16 protein-coding genes and 3 tRNA genes are annotated in these 20,445 nt (G+C 43.4%); 7 read left to right on the forward strand and 12 right to left on the reverse strand.

What is annotated here, in order from left to right:
• Positions 1 to 146: 146 nt before the first annotated feature.
• Together MSG93_RS14745 and MSG93_RS14750 are read right to left on the reverse strand one after the other, a co-directional pair.
• On the reverse strand, positions 147 to 914 hold the full coding sequence (locus tag MSG93_RS14745) for a metallophosphoesterase family protein (RefSeq protein WP_324622356.1): 768 nt from the start codon (positions 912 to 914) through the stop codon (positions 147 to 149).
• On the reverse strand, positions 895 to 1,833 hold the full coding sequence (locus MSG93_RS14750; RefSeq protein ID WP_009511408.1) for a diacylglycerol/lipid kinase family protein: 939 nt from the start codon (positions 1,831 to 1,833) through the stop codon (positions 895 to 897). The genes MSG93_RS14745 and MSG93_RS14750 overlap by 20 nt, the downstream gene beginning before the upstream one ends.
• A gap of 398 nt (positions 1,834 to 2,231) precedes the next feature.
• Here MSG93_RS14750 and MSG93_RS14755 point away from each other — a divergent pair, with 398 nt between their 5' ends.
• Positions 2,232 to 4,061: a phosphoenolpyruvate carboxykinase (GTP) gene (locus tag MSG93_RS14755; RefSeq protein ID WP_199949881.1), complete on the forward strand. Its 1,830-nt coding sequence runs from the start codon at positions 2,232 to 2,234 to the stop codon at positions 4,059 to 4,061.
• A gap of 199 nt (positions 4,062 to 4,260) precedes the next feature.
• A complete protein-coding gene (locus MSG93_RS14760; protein ID WP_324622359.1) occupies positions 4,261 to 6,453 on the forward strand; it encodes a TonB-dependent siderophore receptor in 2,193 nt (730 codons plus the stop codon).
• Between the two features lie 64 nt (positions 6,454 to 6,517).
• Here MSG93_RS14760 and glpD read toward each other — a convergent pair whose 3' ends face one another.
• Positions 6,518 to 8,038, reverse strand: a complete 1,521-nt coding sequence (glpD, locus tag MSG93_RS14765; protein WP_324622360.1) for a glycerol-3-phosphate dehydrogenase — start codon at positions 8,036 to 8,038, stop codon at positions 6,518 to 6,520.
• A 431-nt stretch (positions 8,039 to 8,469) separates the two neighbouring features.
• Here glpD and MSG93_RS14770 point away from each other — a divergent pair, with 431 nt between their 5' ends.
• On the forward strand, positions 8,470 to 8,742 hold the full coding sequence (locus tag MSG93_RS14770; protein WP_005288324.1) for a hypothetical protein: 273 nt from the start codon (positions 8,470 to 8,472) through the stop codon (positions 8,740 to 8,742).
• Positions 8,743 to 9,011: 269 nt separating this feature from the next.
• On the opposite strand, the gene MSG93_RS14775 is transcribed toward MSG93_RS14770, so the two are convergent.
• On the reverse strand, positions 9,012 to 9,770 hold the full coding sequence (locus tag MSG93_RS14775; RefSeq protein ID WP_005231831.1) for a DeoR family transcriptional regulator: 759 nt from the start codon (positions 9,768 to 9,770) through the stop codon (positions 9,012 to 9,014).
• 51 nt (positions 9,771 to 9,821) lie between these two features.
• Entirely contained in the window at positions 9,822 to 11,336 is a 1,515-nt protein-coding gene (gene glpK / locus MSG93_RS14780) for a glycerol kinase GlpK (RefSeq protein ID WP_005231833.1), read from the reverse strand.
• 260 nt (positions 11,337 to 11,596) lie between these two features.
• Between glpK and MSG93_RS14785 the strand changes: the two genes are divergently transcribed.
• Complete coding sequence (locus MSG93_RS14785; RefSeq protein ID WP_009511110.1) at positions 11,597 to 12,019, forward strand: hypothetical protein; 423 nt, start codon at positions 11,597 to 11,599, stop codon at positions 12,017 to 12,019.
• Between the two features lie 55 nt (positions 12,020 to 12,074).
• On the opposite strand, the gene MSG93_RS14790 is transcribed toward MSG93_RS14785, so the two are convergent.
• From MSG93_RS14790 to folD, 3 genes are all read right to left on the reverse strand, one after another.
• On the reverse strand, positions 12,075 to 12,356 hold the full coding sequence (locus tag MSG93_RS14790) for a GNAT family N-acetyltransferase (protein ID WP_005231835.1): 282 nt from the start codon (positions 12,354 to 12,356) through the stop codon (positions 12,075 to 12,077).
• A 144-nt stretch (positions 12,357 to 12,500) separates the two neighbouring features.
• A complete protein-coding gene (locus MSG93_RS14795) occupies positions 12,501 to 13,169 on the reverse strand; it encodes a class I SAM-dependent methyltransferase (protein WP_005288333.1) in 669 nt (222 codons plus the stop codon).
• Between the two features lie 48 nt (positions 13,170 to 13,217).
• Positions 13,218 to 14,066, reverse strand: coding sequence for a bifunctional methylenetetrahydrofolate dehydrogenase/methenyltetrahydrofolate cyclohydrolase FolD (gene folD, locus MSG93_RS14800; RefSeq protein WP_324622361.1), 849 nt, complete (start codon positions 14,064 to 14,066; stop codon positions 13,218 to 13,220).
• A 152-nt stretch (positions 14,067 to 14,218) separates the two neighbouring features.
• Between folD and MSG93_RS14805 the strand changes: the two genes are divergently transcribed.
• Together MSG93_RS14805 and MSG93_RS14810 are read left to right on the forward strand one after the other, a co-directional pair.
• A tRNA-Cys gene (locus tag MSG93_RS14805) sits at positions 14,219 to 14,292 on the forward strand.
• A gap of 8 nt (positions 14,293 to 14,300) precedes the next feature.
• A tRNA-Leu gene (locus MSG93_RS14810) sits at positions 14,301 to 14,386 on the forward strand.
• Between the two features lie 124 nt (positions 14,387 to 14,510).
• Here the strand turns inward: MSG93_RS14810 and MSG93_RS14815 are convergent.
• The gene (locus tag MSG93_RS14815) at positions 14,511 to 16,280 is read right to left on the reverse strand and encodes an alkaline phosphatase D family protein (RefSeq protein WP_324622362.1); all 1,770 of its coding nucleotides are present in this window, start codon (positions 16,278 to 16,280) and stop codon (positions 14,511 to 14,513) included.
• 212 nt (positions 16,281 to 16,492) lie between these two features.
• On the opposite strand from MSG93_RS14815, the gene MSG93_RS14820 reads away from it, so the two are divergent.
• Positions 16,493 to 16,578: transfer RNA gene (locus MSG93_RS14820), tRNA-Leu, on the forward strand.
• Positions 16,579 to 16,708: 130 nt separating this feature from the next.
• Here the strand turns inward: MSG93_RS14820 and pgaD are convergent.
• From pgaD to pgaB, 3 genes are read right to left on the reverse strand one after another with little or no spacing between them, the layout of a single operon-like run.
• Positions 16,709 to 17,125 (reverse strand): poly-beta-1,6-N-acetyl-D-glucosamine biosynthesis protein PgaD, encoded by a 417-nt coding sequence (pgaD, locus tag MSG93_RS14825; RefSeq protein WP_324622363.1) that lies wholly within the window; start codon positions 17,123 to 17,125, stop codon positions 16,709 to 16,711.
• Between the two features lie 33 nt (positions 17,126 to 17,158).
• Positions 17,159 to 18,415 (reverse strand): poly-beta-1,6-N-acetyl-D-glucosamine synthase, encoded by a 1,257-nt coding sequence (gene pgaC, locus MSG93_RS14830; protein WP_324622364.1) that lies wholly within the window; start codon positions 18,413 to 18,415, stop codon positions 17,159 to 17,161.
• Positions 18,416 to 18,428: 13 nt separating this feature from the next.
• The gene (gene pgaB / locus MSG93_RS14835) at positions 18,429 to 20,426 is read right to left on the reverse strand and encodes a poly-beta-1,6-N-acetyl-D-glucosamine N-deacetylase PgaB (protein ID WP_199974697.1); all 1,998 of its coding nucleotides are present in this window, start codon (positions 20,424 to 20,426) and stop codon (positions 18,429 to 18,431) included.
• Positions 20,427 to 20,445 lie beyond the last annotated feature (19 nt).

Here is a 20,445-nt window from a genome sequence, read left to right on the forward strand (position 1 = left end):
TAATGTGTGTCACCAGTTCGTGGCAACACATATAAAATTTTGGTATGCCACTTTTTTGGGGATGAAAAAAATGGCTTCAAGGGGGAAATAAAAAAAAATTCTATTTATAGATGTTTTTTTGAGCACAAGAATAAGGTTATGCCGAATTAAACAACATTTTGTGTTTTCACAAATGTTTGCAGCGATTCATCGAACCAGTAATGCTCGATCCGCCCCTGATCCGAAATCACATTAAAACTATTGGATAATCTGAAGCGTAAACGCTTGGATGTGGCTGTTCCTGCATGAATATCCAGAATCGGATGATCAAACCCCAAATGAAAAATCTGATTGAGATCGTGTACCGCCACTTTATGTAAATGACCATGTAATAAACCGAACAAGCCAGTTTTACCCCACTGCTCCAAAGCAATTTTCCCCAGGACTGGACAGTCTTTATCGCCATGTTCATTGGGAAAGGTATAAAAAGGTTGATGAAACACCACCATTTTGATTTTATGCGCGGGCGCATTGTTCAAACGCTGATAAGTTTCATGAATTTGCTCTAGAGAAACATGTCCCCGGGTATGGTAGCGCCGCCGGATACTGTTCACCCCCACCAGATAAAAATGTTCAGTCTCCAAAGTGGTTTCCATACGACCAAAGAAGGCCTGATAACGCACAAAAGGAGAGAAAAAACGATTCCAGACATGATAAAGCGGAATGTCATGATTACCAGGCACCACCAGATAAGGAATTTCCAATGCATCCAGAAATTGACGGCAGGCATAAAACTGTTTTAATCGCGCACGTTGGGTCAGATCGCCACTCACCACCACCGCTTCTGGACGATGATCCAGACAAAACTGTTTGATCGCGTCAATACAGGCTTCACGCTCCGTTCCAAAATGCAGGTCAGACAGATGCAGTAACATTCGGAACCATTACCTTTAAAGCAGATTTTTCAACGGCAAATTTTAATGGGGTTTGCATCTCTTTCAACTCTCCATCTATTGCAACAGTTAACTGTGGCTTTTTACAATCGACCTGGATATGCTCGGCACAAAATGTATAGACACCAGAAGCCTGATCGATTTTCCCTTGAATCAGTTTCCATAACAATTTTAACAAACTGAAGCGGTCACTTTTAGCCACCACCACCCCAGCCAGTTTGCCGTTGGCAGCACACTCCGCAATTCTTAATTTCATGTCACTGAGTTGTAGCTGATTATTGCCAAAGAAAATCAATGGCGTTGCCACAGGATATTTTTCTCCATCCACGCTGACTGACAGTTTCAGGGATTTATGCTCACGCAACAAAACATCTAGCGCAGAGGTATAAGCATTTAAAGGAAGACGCCCTAGATGCTGGTTAAAGCGCTCACGCTTTTTAATAAATAAAGGATATAAGCCGAGACTGGCATTATTTAAGTAAATCTGATCGTTGATGGTGGCAATATGGACTTTCTGAATCGCGCCGGTAGCAATCACCTCTGCAGCCTGAAACACATCTAGGGGAATATTCAAGACCCGTGCCACATAATTAAAAGTGCCCAAGGGAATAATGCCCATCGGAATATCGGTATGCATCAGTTTTTTTGCGACCGCATTGAGCGTGCCATCTCCTCCTGCTGCCACCACAACGCCGCGTGATTCCGTCTGTTGATGCCGGGCCAGCACCGTTCTCATCATGGCATCAAAATCTGTTTGCGAACTGAGCTCAAATACCTGAATTTCGAATCCATATTGCGTCCAGAAGGTCATCAGACGCTCATATTCTTCATCTTGCTGTGCCGCATGAAATCCTGATTTTTGATTATAAATAATGGACAGAGGCTGGACATTAGGGGGCATAACTTTCAACCTTAAGGAAGATTACAGGGCTATTTTTGTTTACAAAATCAACAAATAATAGCTTGTTTATGTAAATTTTGAATGAGCTTCATTCATATAATCAATAACAATTCTCAAGAAAATAAAAAAATAATTAAACTATTGTTTTTAATAAAAATTTATAACAAAAATAACATATATAAATAAACAAAATAGCAAAATATAAAATGATAATTAATTGTAAAAACAATAACTTAAAATCAAAAGCAGATTCCCTGCTTTAGAACCCACCCTATTCTTTAGTCTTATATTTTTTATGATTTTATGCTTTAATACAGCCACTTTTTTTACTTCATCTGTCTTACTGCCATCCAGTAGATAGAACTTGTACGTTGTACACACTTTAAAAAGGCATCACCATGACCCAAGTGAACGCACCAGAATTCGTTCGTCACCCTAAGCTAATTGCATGGGTGGAAGAAATTGCAAAATTAACCAAACCAGCAAAAATCGAATGGTGTGACGGCAGCGAAGAGGAATATCAACGTCTTATGGACTTGATGATCGCTAACGGCACCATGCAGAAACTTAACCAAGAAAAACATCCTGGTTCTTATCTTGCAAATTCTGATCCTTCTGACGTTGCTCGTGTTGAAGACCGCACTTATATCTGCTCTCAAAACCAAGAAGATGCTGGCGCAACGAATAACTGGGTTGCTCCTGCGGAAATGCGCGCAAAATTAAATGGATTATTTGACGGTGCAATGGAAGGCCGTACCATGTATGTGGTTCCCTTCTCGATGGGTCCTTTAGGAAGCCACATTGCACACATTGGTATCGAATTAACAGATTCACCTTACGTTGCTGTCAGCATGACAAAAATGGCACGTATGGGCAAAGCAGTTTATGACGTGTTAGGCACAGATGGCGAATTCATCCCATGTGTACACACCGTTGCTGCACCGCTTAAAGATGGTCAAAAAGATGTTGCTTGGCCATGTAACAATGAAAAATATATCGTTCACTATCCAGAAACACGTGAAATCTGGTCTTACGGTTCTGGTTACGGCGGTAATGCCTTGCTTGGTAAAAAGTGCCTTGCATTACGTATTGCTTCTGCAATGGGCCGCGAACAAGGCTGGTTAGCTGAACACATGCTGATTTTGGGCGTGACCAATCCGCAAGGTGAAAAACACTACATCGCAGCTGCATTCCCTTCTGCTTGTGGTAAAACCAACTTTGCCATGTTGATTCCACCAGCTGGCTATGAAGGCTGGAAGATTGAGACTGTAGGTGACGATATTGCCTGGATCAAACCAGGTGAAGATGGTCGCTTATACGCAATCAACCCAGAAGCTGGTTTCTTCGGTGTTGCGCCGGGTACCAATACCAAGACTAACCCGAACTGTATCGCAACGATGCATAAAGATGTTATCTATACCAACGTTGCAGTGACCAAAGATGGCGAAGTATGGTGGGAAGGTCTAACTAAAGAAGTTCCAGCTGATCTTATCACCTGGAAAGGCCAGCCATACGTTGAAGGCGAAAAAGCTGCGCATCCAAACTCACGCTTTACCGTTTCTGCGGGTCAATGCCCTTCGATTGATGCTGACTGGGAAAATCCAGCAGGCGTACCAATCTCTGCATTCATCTTCGGTGGTCGTCGTGCCGACACCGTGCCTTTAGTCTCTGAAGCATTTGACTGGGTTGACGGCGTTTATAAAGCGGCAACCATGGGTTCTGAAACCACTGCTGCGGCTGTTGGTCAACAAGGTATCGTTCGTCGCGATCCTTTCGCAATGCTTCCATTTGCCGGTTATAACATGGCTGATTACTTCGGTCACTGGTTAGAGATGGGCAAAAAAGTCGGTGCGAAAGCTGAAGCTGCGGGTAACAAATTACCAAAAATCTTCAACGTAAACTGGTTCCGTCGTGATGCTGAAGGCAACTTCGTATGGCCTGGTTTCGGTCAAAACATGCGTGTTCTTGAGTGGATCATCGATCGTTGCGAAGGCCGCGCTGAAGCGACTGAAACACCAATCGGTTATGTTCCAACTTACGAACAATTGAACTGGACAGGTATCGAGTTCTCTAAAGAGCAATTCGAAACAGTCACTGCACAAGACAAAGACCAGTGGATCAAAGAACTTGAAAGCCACACTGAGTTATTTACCAAACTTGGTGACCGCTTACCTCAAGCGCTTAAAGATCGTCAAAATGAATTACTGGCAGCGGTTAAATCTGCTTAAGCCTCTTAACTTCCCTCTTTCATAAAGCGGGTTCAAAGAGAATAAAAAGGTCACTTCGGTGGCCTTTTTTTTATGGCTTGTCGAAATTTTCTATCAATCCCCTGCTTAGCCCTAACTATTCCCATTAAGCTTAAGACAAAACAAATTGCAAAATTAACGAATATTAACAATAATTATAATAATAATATTTCTCATTTACATGGTTGTAAGCATGAGCTCTTCCCCGCTGTTTAAACGCACTCCCCTGTTTTTAGCAATTTCTACACTCGTCAGTATCAGCTCATATAGTCATGCAGTTGATGAGGCATCACAACAACTCCCGACAATTAAGGTACAAGCCACTCAGGATGATGGCCCTAGCGAACAAAGCAAAGCCTACACGATCAAGCACAGTTCAAGTGCAACCAAGCTCAACATTGAAGCCAAAGAAATCCCGCAAACGATTAATGTGGTGACACGTCAGCAGATTGATGATTTTGGCCTCACCAGTTCCCGCGACATTTTAAATAACACTCCGGGGGTGACCGTCAACTCATCTGAAACTGAACGCTCTGTGTATATGGCACGTGGTTTTGAGATTTCCAATATTCTGGTCGATGGTGTCGGCTTCCCTGCAAGCGCATGGAACTATAACGATACCAATCCGGATAGCTTTTTTTATGATCGCATTGAAGTGATTAAAGGTGCAGATGCGCTCACCAATGCCTTTGGCGACCCGAGCGCAACCATCAACTATATTCGCAAACGTCCGACCAAAGAATTTCAGGCTAATGCCGGGCTGAGCTATGGTTCATGGGATACGCAACGCTATGAAGCAGATGCTTCTGGTAGCCTGACACCAAGTGGCAATATTCGTGGTCGCCTTGCCGGTTTTGAGCAGACCGGTGACTCCCATTTAGATCGCTACACCTCCGAAAAAAACGGGATTGCAGGGGTATTAGAGGCAGATCTTACGGATAACACCCTCATTACAGTGGGTGCCAGCCAAGAAAAGAACAAACCGAATGCCAACAACTGGGGTGCGTTACCGCTGATGGATTCCACAGGCAAGCAACTCAGTTATGATCGTTCTTACAACCCCAATCCGGACTGGACCTATTGGGACAACACCTCACGTAATGCATTCTTTGAACTAAAACAAAAGCTCTCTGACACATGGTCTGCCAACCTGAGCTATAACTACAATGAAAAAGAGCGTAGTAGCCAGTTACTTTATTATTATGGCTATCCAAAAGCCGATGGTTCAGATGTCGATCTAACCGCTTGGGGTGGAACAGAACATAATAAACTACAAACTGCCGATTTTAACCTGCAAGGTAAATTTGATCTTTTAGGACGCGAACATGAAGCCATTGTGGGCTACACCTATTCTCAAAGCGAACAAAAAGATAAGCAGAAATCCGGAACGATCCTCGACAACAATATCGGGTCATGTACCCGTGGTACAGGTGCTAATCAATACCAAGCCCAATGTACAACGGGCTGGGCAAGCTGGACACCAAACAATGTCACCTGGAGTGCCTTAACGGATGCTGCGGATTACACCCAACGGAATCAGTCCGTTTACGCAGCAACCCGACTGCATTTAAACGAAGACCTAAAATTAACCTTAGGTGCGAACTATGTTCAAGCCAAAAGTAAAGGCGCAAGTTATAGCTCACCGATGAATTATGATGAAAGCAAAGTCTCACCGTATGCAGGCATCACCTATAACTTTACTCCTGAATATACAGGTTATATGAGCTATACCTCGATTTTTCGACCACAAACATCAGTGGATGAAACAACAGGGAAAGTTGGCGATCCAATCGAAGGTAAAAGCTACGAAATCGGGGTAAAAAGTGCATGGTTAGACAATAAACTAACCGGCACATTAGCCGTATTTAGAACCGAGGAAAATAATTATCCACTTCGACCAGCCGACAGTCATCCGCTCAATCGTACCTCAGCAATTAGCGACTTACGCTCACAAGGTGTAGAAGTCGGTTTGGCTGGTCAACTCACCGATCAGGTCAATGTCTCTTTGGGCTATACCCAATTCAGTCTGCAAGATATGAAAAATGGCGGTGCGGCCAGAACTTATAATCCAACCCAAAGCTTCAACCTGTTGACCACTTATTCACCTACCCAGCTACCAAAACTGAAAGTCGGCGCAGGCTTAAAATGGCAAAGCAAGATTAGCCGCTTTGATCCAACGTATTCGACTTACCTGAAACAGGGTGATTATGCCTTGCTGAATTTGATGGCAAGTTATGAAGTCAGCCCTAACTTTAGCATTCAGGCCAATGCCGACAATGTCACCGATAAAAAGTACCTGAACAGCTTCACTGATGGTCAGGCATTCTACGGCGAGCCAGCAAATTATACCGTTGCACTAAAATTTAAATACTAATCAATCGCCATAAAAAAGCCCCTTACTGATCGTTCAGATAAGGGGCTTTTTTTATGAAAAAGACTTAAGCAGCAACAGTGCGATGTGGTTTAGTTGCCAGATAGGCATCTAAACTTTCAATCTCGCTTTGCGCAAAGTTCAGACCCAATTTAGAACGTCTCCATAAAACATCCTGACTATTGCTCGCCCACTCAACAGCACATAAGTAGTCAACTTCTTTTGCATACAGGCCTTGACCAAAATGCTGTCCAAGCTGCTCGATTGAAGTGGCTTCACCCACAATATTCCAGATGCGCGAACCGTATGCAGATGCCCAACGTTTTGCTAAAGCCTCAGAAGCATCTGTCACTTGTGCACGAATTTCTTTTGCCAACTGTTCAGCCGACTCCATATTTTCACCACCTGGCAAGGCTTCAGTTGCCGTCCAGCTTCCCTTCATCTCCGGGAAAAATGGTTTTAACTGTTGCATGGCAGACTCTGCCAACTTACGGTAAGTGGTTAATTTACCGCCAAACACTGAAAGTAGCGGTGCCTGCTCAGCCGACTCTTTAGACAGTGCCAAGGTATAGTCACGGGTAATGGCAGACGGATTATCCGATTCATCATCACACAATGGACGCACACCCGCAAAAGTAGACACGATATCGGCTTGCGTTAACTGATTTTTAAAGTGTGCATTGCTCACTTTAATCAGATAATCCGTTTCTTCCTGGGTAATTTTCACTTGTGCTGGATCACCTTGGTACTCACGGTCTGTGGTTCCAATCATGGTGTACTGATCCAGATACGGAATCGCAAACACGATACGACGGTCATCATTTTGCATAATAAATGCTTTGTCGCCTTCATACAGCTTCGGCACAATGATGTGGCTGCCCTGAATCAGACGGATACCGTATGGTGATTTAAGCTGTAAATCCTGCTTAATGAATTGTGCAACCCATGGGCCAGCAGCATTCACCAAAGCCTTAGCTTTGATCTGGAATTGACCTTGGTCATTTTCCAGATCAACCACCCAGTACTGACCTTCACGTTGTGCAGATAAACAGCGGGTACGGGTCACAATATCAGCACCCTTTTCACGTGCATGCATGGCATTCAACACCACCAGGCGAGCGTCATCGACTGCACAATCCGAATACTCAAAACCACGGGTAATCGCCGCATTTAGCGGACTGTCTTCCTTAAAGTAGACATTATTTGAACCCAATAATTTTTCGCGTTTGCCCAGATGGTCATAAAAGAACAAACCGGTACGGATTAACCAGGCCGGACGCAAATGCGGACGATGCGGCATGATAAAACGCATTGGACGGATAATATGCGGCGCTTTAGCTAACAATACCTCACGTTCAGCCAATGCTTCACGCACCAAGCGAAACTCTTTATGCTCAAGGTAGCGCAGACCACCATGAATCAGTTTACTACTTGCAGAAGATGTATGGCTGGCCAAATCATCTTTTTCGCACAAGAACACCGACAAACCACGTCCTGATGCATCAGCAGCAATACCAACACCATTGATACCACCACCAATCACGGCAAGATCATAAATTTTGTCATTTGACTGAGGAGAAGTTTGCATAAATCACCGCAAATGTTCATTATTGTTCAATTACGAACATTTAAACATGTTAAATGAAAATAAACAATAAAGATCAGCCTAAAAAATGCCAATTTATAGACATTTTTAGATAAATGGTCAAAAACGAAAGTTGTCACTGAAGCAATAGAGATGTAGCAAAAATTTTCGAGTAAAGAGAGAAGTTAAGCAGAAGCATTACTAAGTCTATTACTCTAATTGCAAGGAAGTATTTGTTTTACCCTAAAAGTTGCAATCATGGATAAACAAAAAAATCGAAATAAATTGATACATTCAATAAAAATATTTATTTTACCTTTTGGTAAAATAATTTATATTATAAACAGCTTTTTAATTAATATTTATTTTAGATAAATATTAAAAAGGCTAAAATAAAATTTTCCACTAAATTATTAACAATTATCGGAATCCTTATGAATAAGATTAAAATATTGTTTATGTCATTTTTCTTAACGTTATTATCAATTAGCACAATGACATCAGCCGATACTGTCATTGGCAATAATGGGCCAAAACAATGGGGACCGTGGTATCTCATTAAATCTGAACCTGATACCTACTGGATTAAATGCACTTATAAACGTAAACAAATAAAACCTAATGGTGGAGCATTCCTGACTGAAACCTACTCATTAGTGGTCCCACGTTATCCAGCTGGTAGATGTTCAGATACCATCACCCCATAATTTCTGAAAAGGTCTATTTAAATTAAATAGACCTTTTTCCTAAAATTAACATTAATAAAATTTCAACAAAAAAATTTATCAACAAAAATGTGAATTTGATAAATATAGAGATTCTAAAATACTGGTTTAATATAAATCCAACAAATAATTCAATCTAATAAATCTATAAAATATTATTTAAATTTTAATTAAAAAATTTCATACACATCCTGAACCAAATAGCTTTAGCTCAAGAAAAGTAACAATTTTTCGAATTCGAAAATGAAGATTTATTTAGCAATAATCAAACCGACATCCAGTTCCTGAATGGTTTTCATAAAAGCCTCATTCGGTTGCTGATCGGTAAAAATACAATCTACCTGCTTAAGTGACCCCAGACGAATCATGGCATTACGGCCAAATTTACTACTATCGGCAGCAAGAAAAACCTGACGTGCGCTGGAAACGATTTCTTGAGAAACGCAAACTTCCTGAAAATCGAAATCCAGTAAAGTCCCATCTTCTTCAATGCCGCTAATCCCGACCAGTGCATAATCCGCTTTGAACTGTTTAAAGAAGTCCGCAGTCGCCTGACCAATCACCCCACCATCCGGACGTACACGACCACTGGCAATCAGAACTTCAAAGTCTTCTTTGGTACTGAGAATTTTCGCAACATTGAGGTTGTTGGTAATAATCCGCAAACCGGTATGGTTCAACAATGCGTGCGCAATTGCTTCGGTTGTGGTCCCGATATTAATGAATAATGAAGCATGATCCGGAACGGCTGCAGCGACAGCCGCTGCAATGGTTCTTTTTTCTTCCAGCATATGCCCGACACGCATGGTATATTCAGTGTTTTCGACACTTGAATCATGCGCTGCACCACCATGGTAACGACGCAATAAACCCTCATCCGCCAATTGATTGATATCACGGCGGATGGTTTGCGGCGTCACATCAAAATGCTGAGCAAGCTCTTCAATACTGATATAGCCACGTTCTCTCACTAATTCGAGGGTTTTCTGTTGGCGCAATATCAAGCTCATGCTCATCCATCCTGTATTATTTTAGGGGTTACTCAATCGGGTTATTTTAACTTAATCTTCCGCCCAATCACGAGTACGTCCGACCGCTTTTAACCAACCTTTGTACAGTTTTTCAGTCACTTCCTGACCGCACTCTGGAGTAAAGGTATTTTCGATGGTCATTCTACTCTTTAATTCGTTCAGGTCAGACCAGAAACCGACCGCCAAACCTGCCAAGAATGCAGCACCCATCCCCGTGGTTTCTTTCATGGCTGGACGTTCTACCGAAGTCCCCATGATGTCGGCCTGGAACTGCATCAGGAAGTTATTGGCAGTAACACCACCATCCACACGTAAGGTCCGTAACTTTTCGCCTGAATCCTGTTGCATGGCATCCAGTACATCACGGGTTTGATAGGCAATCGACTCGAGTGTGGCACGAATAATATGTTCAATACTCACACCACGGGTAATGCCCATAATTGCACCACGCGCAGTCGGATCCCAATACGGTGCACCCAGGCCAGTGAATGCAGGCACCACGTAGACACCATTGCTATCTTTGACTTTGGTGGCATAGTATTCAGAATCATGTGAGTCATTAATGGCTTTCAGTTCGTCACGTAACCATTGTACGCATGAACCACCATTAAACACCGCACCTTCCAGTGCATAATTCACTTCTCCACGCGGACCACATGCAATCGTCGTTAGCAGACCATGATCTGACTGAACCATACGTTTGCCGGTATTCATCAGCAAGAAACAGCCGGTACCATAGGTATTTTTTGCCTGCCCAACTTCTACACACATTTGACCGAACAAGGCTGCCTGTTGATCACCCGCAATTCCGGCAATTGGAATTCCAATTTCCTGACCGCTAATGGTGTGGGTATAACCATAGACTTCTGAAGAACTACGCACTTCTGGCAACATCGCTTTGGGAATATCCAAAGCTTCAAGCAGTTTATCATCCCATTCCAGTGTTTCAATATTGAATAACATGGTGCGTGATGCATTGGTATAGTCAGTGACATGAGCCTGACCATTGGTCAGTTTCCACAACAACCAGGTATCAATCGTACCAAACAGCAATTCACCGCGCTTTGCACGTTCACGACTGCCTTCTACACGGTCAAGAATCCACTTAATTTTTGTTGCCGAGAAATATGGATCAATCACGAGACCCGTCACTTTACGGACGTAGTCTTGCCAGCCATCCTGACGAAGCTGGTTACAAATCTCATTGCTTTGACGACTTTGCCATACAATTGCATTGTAGATAGGTTTACCTGTCTGCTTATCCCAGATCACCGTCGTTTCACGTTGGTTGGTAATCCCGATCGCCGCAATCTGATCACTTGAGATACTCGCCTGCGCTAAAGCTTCAACCCATACTGCGCTTTGCGTCGCCCAGATTTCCATAGGATCATGCTCAACCCAACCTGGTTGTGGGTAAATTTGCGTAAATTCACGCTGAGCAATACTGATGACATTCGCATCGTGATCCAATACGATTGCACGGGAACTCGTTGTACCTTGGTCAAATGCAACCACGTATTTTTTTTGACTATCTGTAGAGATCATGACATACCTATCCAGACTTGCTTGTGTATAGTGCAATAAATTAAATGCCCGTTAAAAAACGGGCTCCAATACTGCAAAAAAGCAATGACTTCTGTATTAAATAAAAAACTTGGCAGATTATATGCAAAATTGTTCGAAAACGAAAATTCTTTCTTTAACTTTGAACATAAAAACGATGAATAGCCCGTGTTTTAAAGATAACTCACAATAAAAAGCTGTTTTTATGCGATACTAAAAGCAGAAATAACAGGACCATTGATATGAAAAAAACGAATTTATTCTTTCTTGTAAGCGGTACTCTTCTTATTGCAGCCTGTCAAAGCAGTCCACATCAATATAATGGTGTGACTGGCTACCAAATTGAAAATAAAACAACGACTTCGGCAACGATTGCCTACACACTGGCAGCACATAGCAATCGTGATATTGATGAGAAAAAGTTACAACATGCCTGCAAACAGGTCTTAGGTGCAGAAAAAAACTACAAAATTTCAGTGCTTAGCGTCAATGAAATTATGAATCCGACCCAACAAGAACAATATGGCGTCAAGCTCGGTAACAGTCGCGCAACTTTTGGCCTATCAAACTCGCCAGATTTCAACAATAGCGAAGGTTATGCAACTCGTCAGGCGCTTGAAGCCCGTCCTGCCACCTTAAAAGTGGTACGTTACAACTGTTCTTAATCAAGCCGATTGTTTAAACAAAGGATATCCCCGGCACTGGAGATATCCTTTTTTATTATTTTAAAACGTCATGAATCGAGAGATCTTTATCAAACACCGATTTTGCAAACGGACATAAAGGAATGACTTTCACCTGACGTTCACGCACAAAGGCAATCAACTCCTTTAACAGCTTATGCCCTACACCTTGCCCACGAAATTGATCATCGACATCTGTATGGTCAATAATGAGCATAGCGTCTCCCGCCCAGGTATATGCCATTTCACCTGCCAGCAGCTCACCTTCAAATAACTTAAAAGCGCCGTGTTTACCATCGTCAACGTGTTCAATTCCCATATAATGCTCCTTTTATGTTCTATTTAATGTCATCTTACAACGTCATTACCGCTCTTCTATGTTTTAACATGGGCTTGGGCCGTGCTATGTTAAGATTTTATATTGATCCATTTGACGTTAAGCTCATGCTGAACCTGCCTAATGTTATTTGGTTCGATAAAAGCTCACATTACGGAATTCTTTTGATTCATCCAGATCTGGCCAGGTGGTAGCACTGCGCTCGTCAATTTTTAGATATTGCGGATGGCTAAAATTTTTGACCCGGCTATCTGCCACCCACACTTCAGGTGCAAACTTCAGGAATTCATCCAGAAAGAAACGATTACATTGATCGTAGAGCACATCTGCAGCTAACAATACGTCGACTTGCCCGGACTGATACAAATCATCCAGATACTCCAGCTCCACATCATTCAGCAGCGCATTCTCACGACATGATGCCAGACTGACCGGATCAATATCACAGCAAATCACCCGCTTCGCACCCGCCATTTTTGCTGCAATGGCAACTACACCCGACCCAGCACCAAAGTCCAGCACCACTTTATCTTTAACATGATGCGGCTCTGCCAATAACCATTGCGCCATGGCCAGACCAGAAGCCCAACAAAAAATCCAGTACGGTGTTTCATTCCAGATGCGTCGAATCACTTCATCATCTAAACGGTCGGTTGGAAATACCGGAGGAATCAACCACAGTGAAATCGGCGTTTCAGGTAACTGTTGTGCCAGCAAGTCGGTGTTTGGAATGACCTCATGCAATGCCTTCAACAATTGCTCAGGCGCCTTGGCAAATTGAAATGTACAACTCATATAGATTTAGTTCTAAAAAAACCCCTCTTGGCGAGGGGTTATCAATGCTTATGCTAATGCTTTTTCAGCAGCTTCTACAGTTTGACGAATCAAGGTGGTAATCGTCATCGGACCCACGCCACCCGGCACTGGGGTATAAGCTGAAGCAACCTCTTCAATACCCACCAACTGGATATCACCTACACCGCCACCATCACGTGGATGGAAACCGGCATCCACCACAACTGCGCCTTGCTTGATCCAGTCTTTTTGGATCAGTTCAGCTTTACCCACTGCACCCACAATAATATCGGCCTGTTTCACCAGTTCCGCCAAGTTTTGAGTACGAGAGTGGCAAATCGTCACAGTCGCGTTTGCTTGTAACAGCATCATCGCCATCGGTTTACCCAAAATAGCAGAACGGCCCACAACAACTGCATGCTTACCTGCGATTTCAATTTTGTTTTCTTGCAAAATGGTCATGATACCCGCTGGAGTCGCTGAACCATAAGCCGCTTCGCCCATCGCCATACGACCAAAACCTAAACAAGTCACCCCATCCACATCTTTTGCCAACGAAATCGCATCAAAACATGCTCTTTCATCAATTTGTTCAGGCACAGGATGTTGCAACAAGATGCCATGCACATCAGGATTGGCATTTAATTTTTCAATTTCAGCCAAAAGCTGTTCAGTTGTGGTTTCTTTTGGAAGCTCAACCTTAAGCGAATCCATCCCGACACGGCGGCAGGCATTACCCTTCATACGCACATAAGTGGCAGATGCACCATCATCACCAACCAGAATGGTGGCCAAGATTGGGGTACGTCCCGATTTTGCTTTTAATGCTTCTACACGTACCAACAAATCCGTTTCAATTTGTTTTGCTAATGCACGACCGTCTAAAACCAATGCCACAGCACATCTCCAAAGTGGGTATGAATGAATTGGGTAAATAATACATGATAATTTGAGCAATATTCTTTTAGATGTTGTTTTTATGTGCATATTCGCGATAAACACTATTGTTTTTTTTTTAAAGATTGCTAATATGTGCATCACCAAGAGATGGCGGGGTGGCAGAGTGGTCATGCAGCGGACTGCAACTCCGTGTACGCCGGTTCGATTCCGACCTCCGCCTCCATTGGTAAAGCCCGAGTGGTGAAATCGGTAGACACAGGGGATTTAAAATCCCCCGCCCACAAAGCGTGCCAGTTCGAGTCTGGCCTCGGGCACCATTTTTCAGCTAATGAAATATGGTGCAAATAAAAATCCAGCGTAAGCTGGTTTTTTTATGCCTGAAATTTGGAATATCATAAAAAAGCCAAGTACATTGACTTGGCTTCCCACCACGCTTGAAACTTAAGCCACTTGCTGCCCTGTTTTGACTGCGACTAAGTTTTTATCCAGTGTTAACTGATAGCCACGGCTCTGATCAACCGCATAGTCAGACTTTTTGATCGAATCCAGATAAATCCACTGTGACTGAACCTGCGCTGTATCAAATTGAACCATTAAATAACCTCTTTGATTTAAATTGCAGTAATTCAATTCATCAATCAAGGTGGTAAAGGCAAATTCAAATTGCTGCAACTGGGCCAAAGGAATATTCAGGTACTTTTCCAGCCCTGGTGAAGACACTGAACTGGTGGCTAACTCTACCCCAACAAATGCCCCATCTTTACTGTATAAATTTGAGGACCATGCATTATGGGTATCCCCTGCCAGCACCACGACTTTTTTCTTGAGTTGGGCCAAAGCAGCATACACAATCTCACGCTCGGCAAAATAACCGTCCCATGCATCCAGATTATAGGGTGCAACAGTTAACACACGTGCTTTTTCTTGTGCCGTTAAAGTCGGATCACCTTTCTGTAAACGGATTTTCAAGGTTATCAGCTCGGCAATCTGCGCATTCATCTTTTCTAAGGTGCCCGTACTTGGCTTTCCTGAAGTAATTTCTGCCAATGCAAATAATAACTCAGCAGGCACCAGCATCTTGGTCATGAGAATTTGCTGGCCAAGTACATTCCAGTTTGCTGTCGACTGTTGCAGTTTTCCAATTAGCCAGTCACGTTGGGTATAGCCCATTAGAGTACGTGCTGGATTGGTTAAATCCGCCTGGAATCTGGCAATATCCAGCCCTGTAGCAGACATATACTCGGCATAATCCAACTGTTGATCACGCGCAATAATACGAGTATCCAGCATCATCAAATTCACCAGCCCGCCAAAGTCAAACTGGCGATAAATCTTGGTATGTTGCTCATCCACTGGACGAATCGGCATCCATTCAAAATAAGCCTGTAGAGCTGCCAACTTTCTTTCTAAAAACTTACCTTCATTCTTTGCTTGTGCAGTTTCTTCCATATGATTTTCCGCTCCTTCCCGCCATGCATCATTGGCTAACTCATGGTCATCCCAGACGACAATAAACGGATGACGTTGATGTAATGCCTGCAAGTCTTTATCTTTACGATACAGCGCATAACGCTTGCGATAATCATTTAATTTGATAATTTCCGTATTATTATCTGCTTCAAGTTTACGAACAGCTTCATCTTTTGCATAACCATCTGCACCATATTCATAAATATAGTCACCCAGATGAATCACTACATCGACATTTTGCTTGGCCATTTCACGATAGACATAGAAATAGCCCACCGGATAATAAGAACATGAACATACCGCAAAACTGACTTTTGTCGCACTGCTGGGCAAAGTCTTGGTTTGACCGATAGGTGAAACCTTATCTCCAAAGATAAAACGGTAGAAATAGCTTTGATCTGCTTTTAGACCTGTGGCATCGACCTTCACGGTAAAATCATAGGCTGCCGTTGTCATGACTTTATCGGTTTTAATGATTTGCTTAAATTGCTGATCTAAAGCGATTTCCCAGGTCACTTGCAGACGCGCACTACTCTCGCTTGGCGTCAAGCGTGTCCACAAGATCACGCGATCCTGCAATGGATCACCACTGGCAACCCCATGTTCAAAATTCACTTGCAATGTTGCTGTCTCTTGATCTGAGCTGTCGTTACAGCCCGTCAACCCCGCAGTTAAAGACAACGCCCCGAAACCGAATAGACTTTTTTGAATGAGTTCCCGCCGTGAAATTTTTGCTGTCATTTGGATAGCTACCTTACTTTTATTGGTTTAAATAAATGAGTAAAGTTAATTCGCCAACATGAAGCTTTAATCTCAGTTTGATGAAAGAATCATGAAGGTTATATGACACTGCTTAATTTTCATCAGACAAACTTCTGAATCGCTTGAAAAAAAAGCAAATAGTGAGTTTTACTCTTGCCAAGTTTTAAAGTGTCCTCTATTATTGCGCACATGCCCGAGTGGTGAAATCGGTAGACACAGGGGATTTAAAATCCCCCGCCCACAAAGCGTGCCAGTTCGAGTCTGGCCTCGGGCACCATTTTTCAGCTAATGAAAGATGGTGCAAATAAAGATCCAGCGTAAGCTGGTTTTTTTATGCCTGAAATTTATAAAGATAAAATAAAAATGCCCGAGAAAAGACTCAGGCATTCACTCTAAAACAGCAAAGATTATTCCACCCGAATAATTTTACCATTCTCATCATGATGTACGATACTGATCTTCTGCTGACGCCCTGCCTGAATTTCTTGCTCAGGTAGCTCAAAATAACGTGCATAATCAGGTAGTGTCTTTTCCACTACATGTTTTTGATGTACACGTTTGGCCGGTAACAGTCCCCAAAGCAATAAGGCAACTGCACACATAAACAGGGCCGTGACGCCATGCTCGATGCCGTCACTCAATGCCGACATCAAACGCTGGGCAATATGGGCCTTTTGTAATTCAATCAAGACCCAGACCAAAATAAAGGGACGCCATAATAACAACCAGACTGCCCACATCATTGCGGTGGTGGTGGTCGAAAAATAACGTTTATGCCATGGGAGCTGGCGACGTATATCAATAATCAAACTGTCTGCTTTCATTGCTTGTTACTCAGCAAAATGAATCTTTGCGATTCAACGAATTCCACGATCTGGGCTAATCCAACGGGCACGCTTTTCATCATTACGCAACAGGACCTTTGGAAAGGCGACGATTGTAGCAGTAATCGTGATTAACCAAAACACAAACGGGTACCAAATCATCCAATAATAATTTTTCCCTAAGTTTGGCTCATAACGACTATCCATCCATTTGCTTAAAGCAAACTGAATTAGACAGGTGGCCCCCAATAAAATTCCACTGCCATATGGTAAAAATGGAGAGCTGACCACTGCCAGTGCCGGTATCGCAAGCACGAAATGCAATAACCAGATCACCGCCATAATAAGCATCAAATATGACCAAACGAGTGTCAAACACAGCTCAAACATCAACGGCCATAAAAAATTTAATTTTGGTTTCAGGAAGACATCAATATTCTTGACCAGTACCTGTGCCCCGCCCATCGCCCAACGCAAGCGCTGCTTCCACAACCCGTTTAAGGTTTCAGGCATTAAAATCCACACCAGCGCATTCGGCTCAAAACGCACATCCCAACCGGCACGTTGCAGTTTCCAGGTAATATCAATATCTTCGGTCAGCATGTTCGGTGACCAGTAGCCCACCTGATGCACCGCACTTTTACGAAAGGCGGTAATCACCCCGGATACGGTAAATAAACGGCCAAAAGTACGCTGGGCACGCTTGATCATGCCGACAATTGAAGAAAACTCGCCCACCTGAATCCGTCCAAGTAAGGTCGAACGGGTACGGATTCGTGGATTACCTGTTACCGCTGCAACCGTTGGATCTTCCAGAAAATGTCGTATCATCCATGTAGCGGCATGCAGATCGAGCAAGGCATCGCCATCAATCCCGATCAGGAATTCAGCATCGGTCATCAGACTACCTGCTTGCAGACCCATGGCCTTACCCTGATTTTGCGCTAAATGGACCACACGCAATTTGTCGTACTGGGTCGCCAAACGATCCAGCACTTCACCAGTATTGTCAGAACTGCCATCATTAATCGCAATCACTTCAAAATTGGGATAGTCCAGTTTCAGTGCATGGCTAATGGTTTCTTCAGCATTGTCCCCTTCATTAAAGCAGGGAACCAAAACCGCAACTTTTGGATACTCAGGTAAAGCAGCAGGTTGCTGATAAGGCGGATCCTGACGCTCTTTCCAGTAGAAAATAATTGCCCCGACCATCCACAAATACGACATGAACAAGGGATAGTAAAAAACAAACTTAATGGCATATGACCACAATAAAGCAAGCCAACTCATCTACATTACTCGACTATGGTACTAATTGAGATGATTTTAGACTAAAAGCCTTATGCATTGTTTCTACATCTGGATGCCCTTTGATCGGATCGTCAGGATAATAGGCAATATGCATCGCGCCCTGCTCATATAGAGACTTAATGGTCGCTGACATTTCCTCGGAAGGCACTTTTTCATTATTGCGCCAGTTAATGGCCTGTAGCTCCATTACGGTTTTTTTCACACCATTGGGATACTTCTTCACACGATTTAAAATATCGCTGTAGAACTTTTCCGGATTCTCGGATTGCTCCATATAAGGCATGGCCATAATCGCGGTGAAGTCATAACGATTCAGTGATTGCTCCAACGACTGGGCATACCAGTTTTCCGCATAAGGATTTAACGCCACCTGTGCATATAAATTACGTGCAGTCACCAGGAAAGGTTGATATTGACGCACCTCTCCTGCCAGTTCCATTGCGAAATCATCTAAATAGCGTGTCTTATACGCCGTCCATTTTTGCAAATCAGCGTCATTATCACGAATCTTTGCCAAGTCGGTCGGCAGACCTTGCTTAGCATAAGCAGCCAAAGCCTCTGGACTCGCATCTTCGTAGTCTGACAAGGTCACGTCATCATGGAACAACAGGCCATCAAACGGCGTCGATTTTGCCAGATCCTGATAAATTTCCTTAATGGTTTGACGCGCTTCTGGCGAGAATGGGCTGAGACGGATATAGCCCATATTCAAATGCTCGCCTGCTTTTGCCTGCTGCGTTTCTACCAGATCTTTGGATACCGGATCGGTTTTAGGCAGTTCCCACGCCAATAATGGCATCCACGCATATAAACGTTGTACAGGGGTGCGGGTCTGGATTTGCCAAGCCACCCGATTAAATAAATCGGCGCGCATTGGAATATGGCGGTTCGGGAAATACACCATATCCGCTGAGCCGTTGGCGTCCGGGTCAGAGAAGGCTTGTAAATAGACGGTATTGACGCCCATGCCATTAATACGGTCAATCAGATGATCCAGATTACGTTCTTGCTGCTTCTCATCCGGATCATAAATATAGTCCAGATCCACATGCATGATTTTTTGCGGACGATTATTGTCGTTCAGGTTCAGTTCACGGTTTTTAATTTCTTGCGCCAGTGCACTGGTCGACATACTGCCTTGAATCAGGATACGACTCATATTCTGTAAGGATTGCTTGGCATGGTCTGCCCCATCGTCCAGCGTGATGGTAATCGGCATACCGAGCTGCTTCGCGGCTTGTACCAGTTGCATGTTATAGCGCCCATACGGCCAGACCATGACACGCGGTGAACGGAGGCCATGGGCTTTTAATAGCTCATTATTCTTTTTCAGGTCACCAAAGACACGTGCCTGATAAGTTGCATCACTTTCATAGCTTTTGCTTTTTGGGTCATAAATGCGTGCAATCGCGGCAGGCTCCAGATTGCCTTGAGGATTGGCATTAATGCCTTGATGCAAATGGTAACTATGGCTGGCAATTTCCACCAGACCACTATTTTGCATATCTTTCAGCTCTTCCCAGCTCAAGATTTTATTGCGTGCAATTTCCTCACCGCCAAAGTCCACCTTCTGGCCCGCCTTAGGTTCTAGCCATGACCCCACCACTGCCAGCACCACCGGGATTTTTTTAGCACGAATAATCGGATAGGCATTTTGGTAGAAAGATTGATAACCATCATCCACCGTTAACAACACTGGTTTTGCCGGTAGTCGATACTTGCCCTGATGTGCCTTGATCAACTGATCAACATTAATAAAGTGATAGCCATTCTTCTTGAGCCAGTCGATATGTTCACTGAACTGTTGTGCCGTCACCGAATAGCTAGGAATCAGCGCATCTTTCCTGTCTGTAATTTCATGATAGCCAATGACGGTTAAGGTGGTTGCATCGATTTTTGGTTTTGCAGCAAACGTAGTGGTGCTGGCAACCACGCCAAACACAAGACCTAAAACTGTATTTAAGGTCGGAGACACGAAACGTGTGGTCATAGAGATATCGTCTCAAGAT

The sequence above is a fragment of the Acinetobacter sp. IK40 genome (assembly GCF_035615075.1).
GTDB lineage: Bacteria > Pseudomonadota > Gammaproteobacteria > Pseudomonadales > Moraxellaceae > Acinetobacter > Acinetobacter courvalinii.

What these genes read in the sequence shown, in the direction of transcription:
- MSG93_RS14775 (WP_005231831.1), bottom strand. Translation starts at nt 9,770, where the DNA reads ATGAGCTTGATATTGCGCCAACAGAAAACCCTCGAATTAGTGAGAGAA.
- MSG93_RS14795 (WP_005288333.1), bottom strand. Translation starts at nt 13,169, where the DNA reads ATGAGTTGTACATTTCAATTTGCCAAGGCGCCTGAGCAATTGTTGAAG.
- MSG93_RS14760 (WP_324622359.1), top strand. Translation starts at nt 4,261, where the DNA reads ATGGTTGTAAGCATGAGCTCTTCCCCGCTGTTTAAACGCACTCCCCTG.
- pgaC (WP_324622364.1), bottom strand. Translation starts at nt 18,415, where the DNA reads ATGAGTTGGCTTGCTTTATTGTGGTCATATGCCATTAAGTTTGTTTTT.
- pgaB (WP_199974697.1), bottom strand. Translation starts at nt 20,426, where the DNA reads ATGACCACACGTTTCGTGTCTCCGACCTTAAATACAGTTTTAGGTCTT.
- MSG93_RS14755 (WP_199949881.1), top strand. Translation starts at nt 2,232, where the DNA reads ATGACCCAAGTGAACGCACCAGAATTCGTTCGTCACCCTAAGCTAATT.
- glpD (WP_324622360.1), bottom strand. Translation starts at nt 8,038, where the DNA reads ATGCAAACTTCTCCTCAGTCAAATGACAAAATTTATGATCTTGCCGTG.
- MSG93_RS14750 (WP_009511408.1), bottom strand. Translation starts at nt 1,833, where the DNA reads ATGCCCCCTAATGTCCAGCCTCTGTCCATTATTTATAATCAAAAATCA.
- MSG93_RS14770 (WP_005288324.1), top strand. Translation starts at nt 8,470, where the DNA reads ATGAATAAGATTAAAATATTGTTTATGTCATTTTTCTTAACGTTATTA.
- MSG93_RS14790 (WP_005231835.1), bottom strand. Translation starts at nt 12,356, where the DNA reads ATGGGAATTGAACACGTTGACGATGGTAAACACGGCGCTTTTAAGTTA.
- glpK (WP_005231833.1), bottom strand. Translation starts at nt 11,336, where the DNA reads ATGATCTCTACAGATAGTCAAAAAAAATACGTGGTTGCATTTGACCAA.
- MSG93_RS14745 (WP_324622356.1), bottom strand. Translation starts at nt 914, where the DNA reads ATGTTACTGCATCTGTCTGACCTGCATTTTGGAACGGAGCGTGAAGCC.
- MSG93_RS14815 (WP_324622362.1), bottom strand. Translation starts at nt 16,280, where the DNA reads ATGACAGCAAAAATTTCACGGCGGGAACTCATTCAAAAAAGTCTATTC.
- pgaD (WP_324622363.1), bottom strand. Translation starts at nt 17,125, where the DNA reads ATGAAAGCAGACAGTTTGATTATTGATATACGTCGCCAGCTCCCATGG.
- MSG93_RS14785 (WP_009511110.1), top strand. Translation starts at nt 11,597, where the DNA reads ATGAAAAAAACGAATTTATTCTTTCTTGTAAGCGGTACTCTTCTTATT.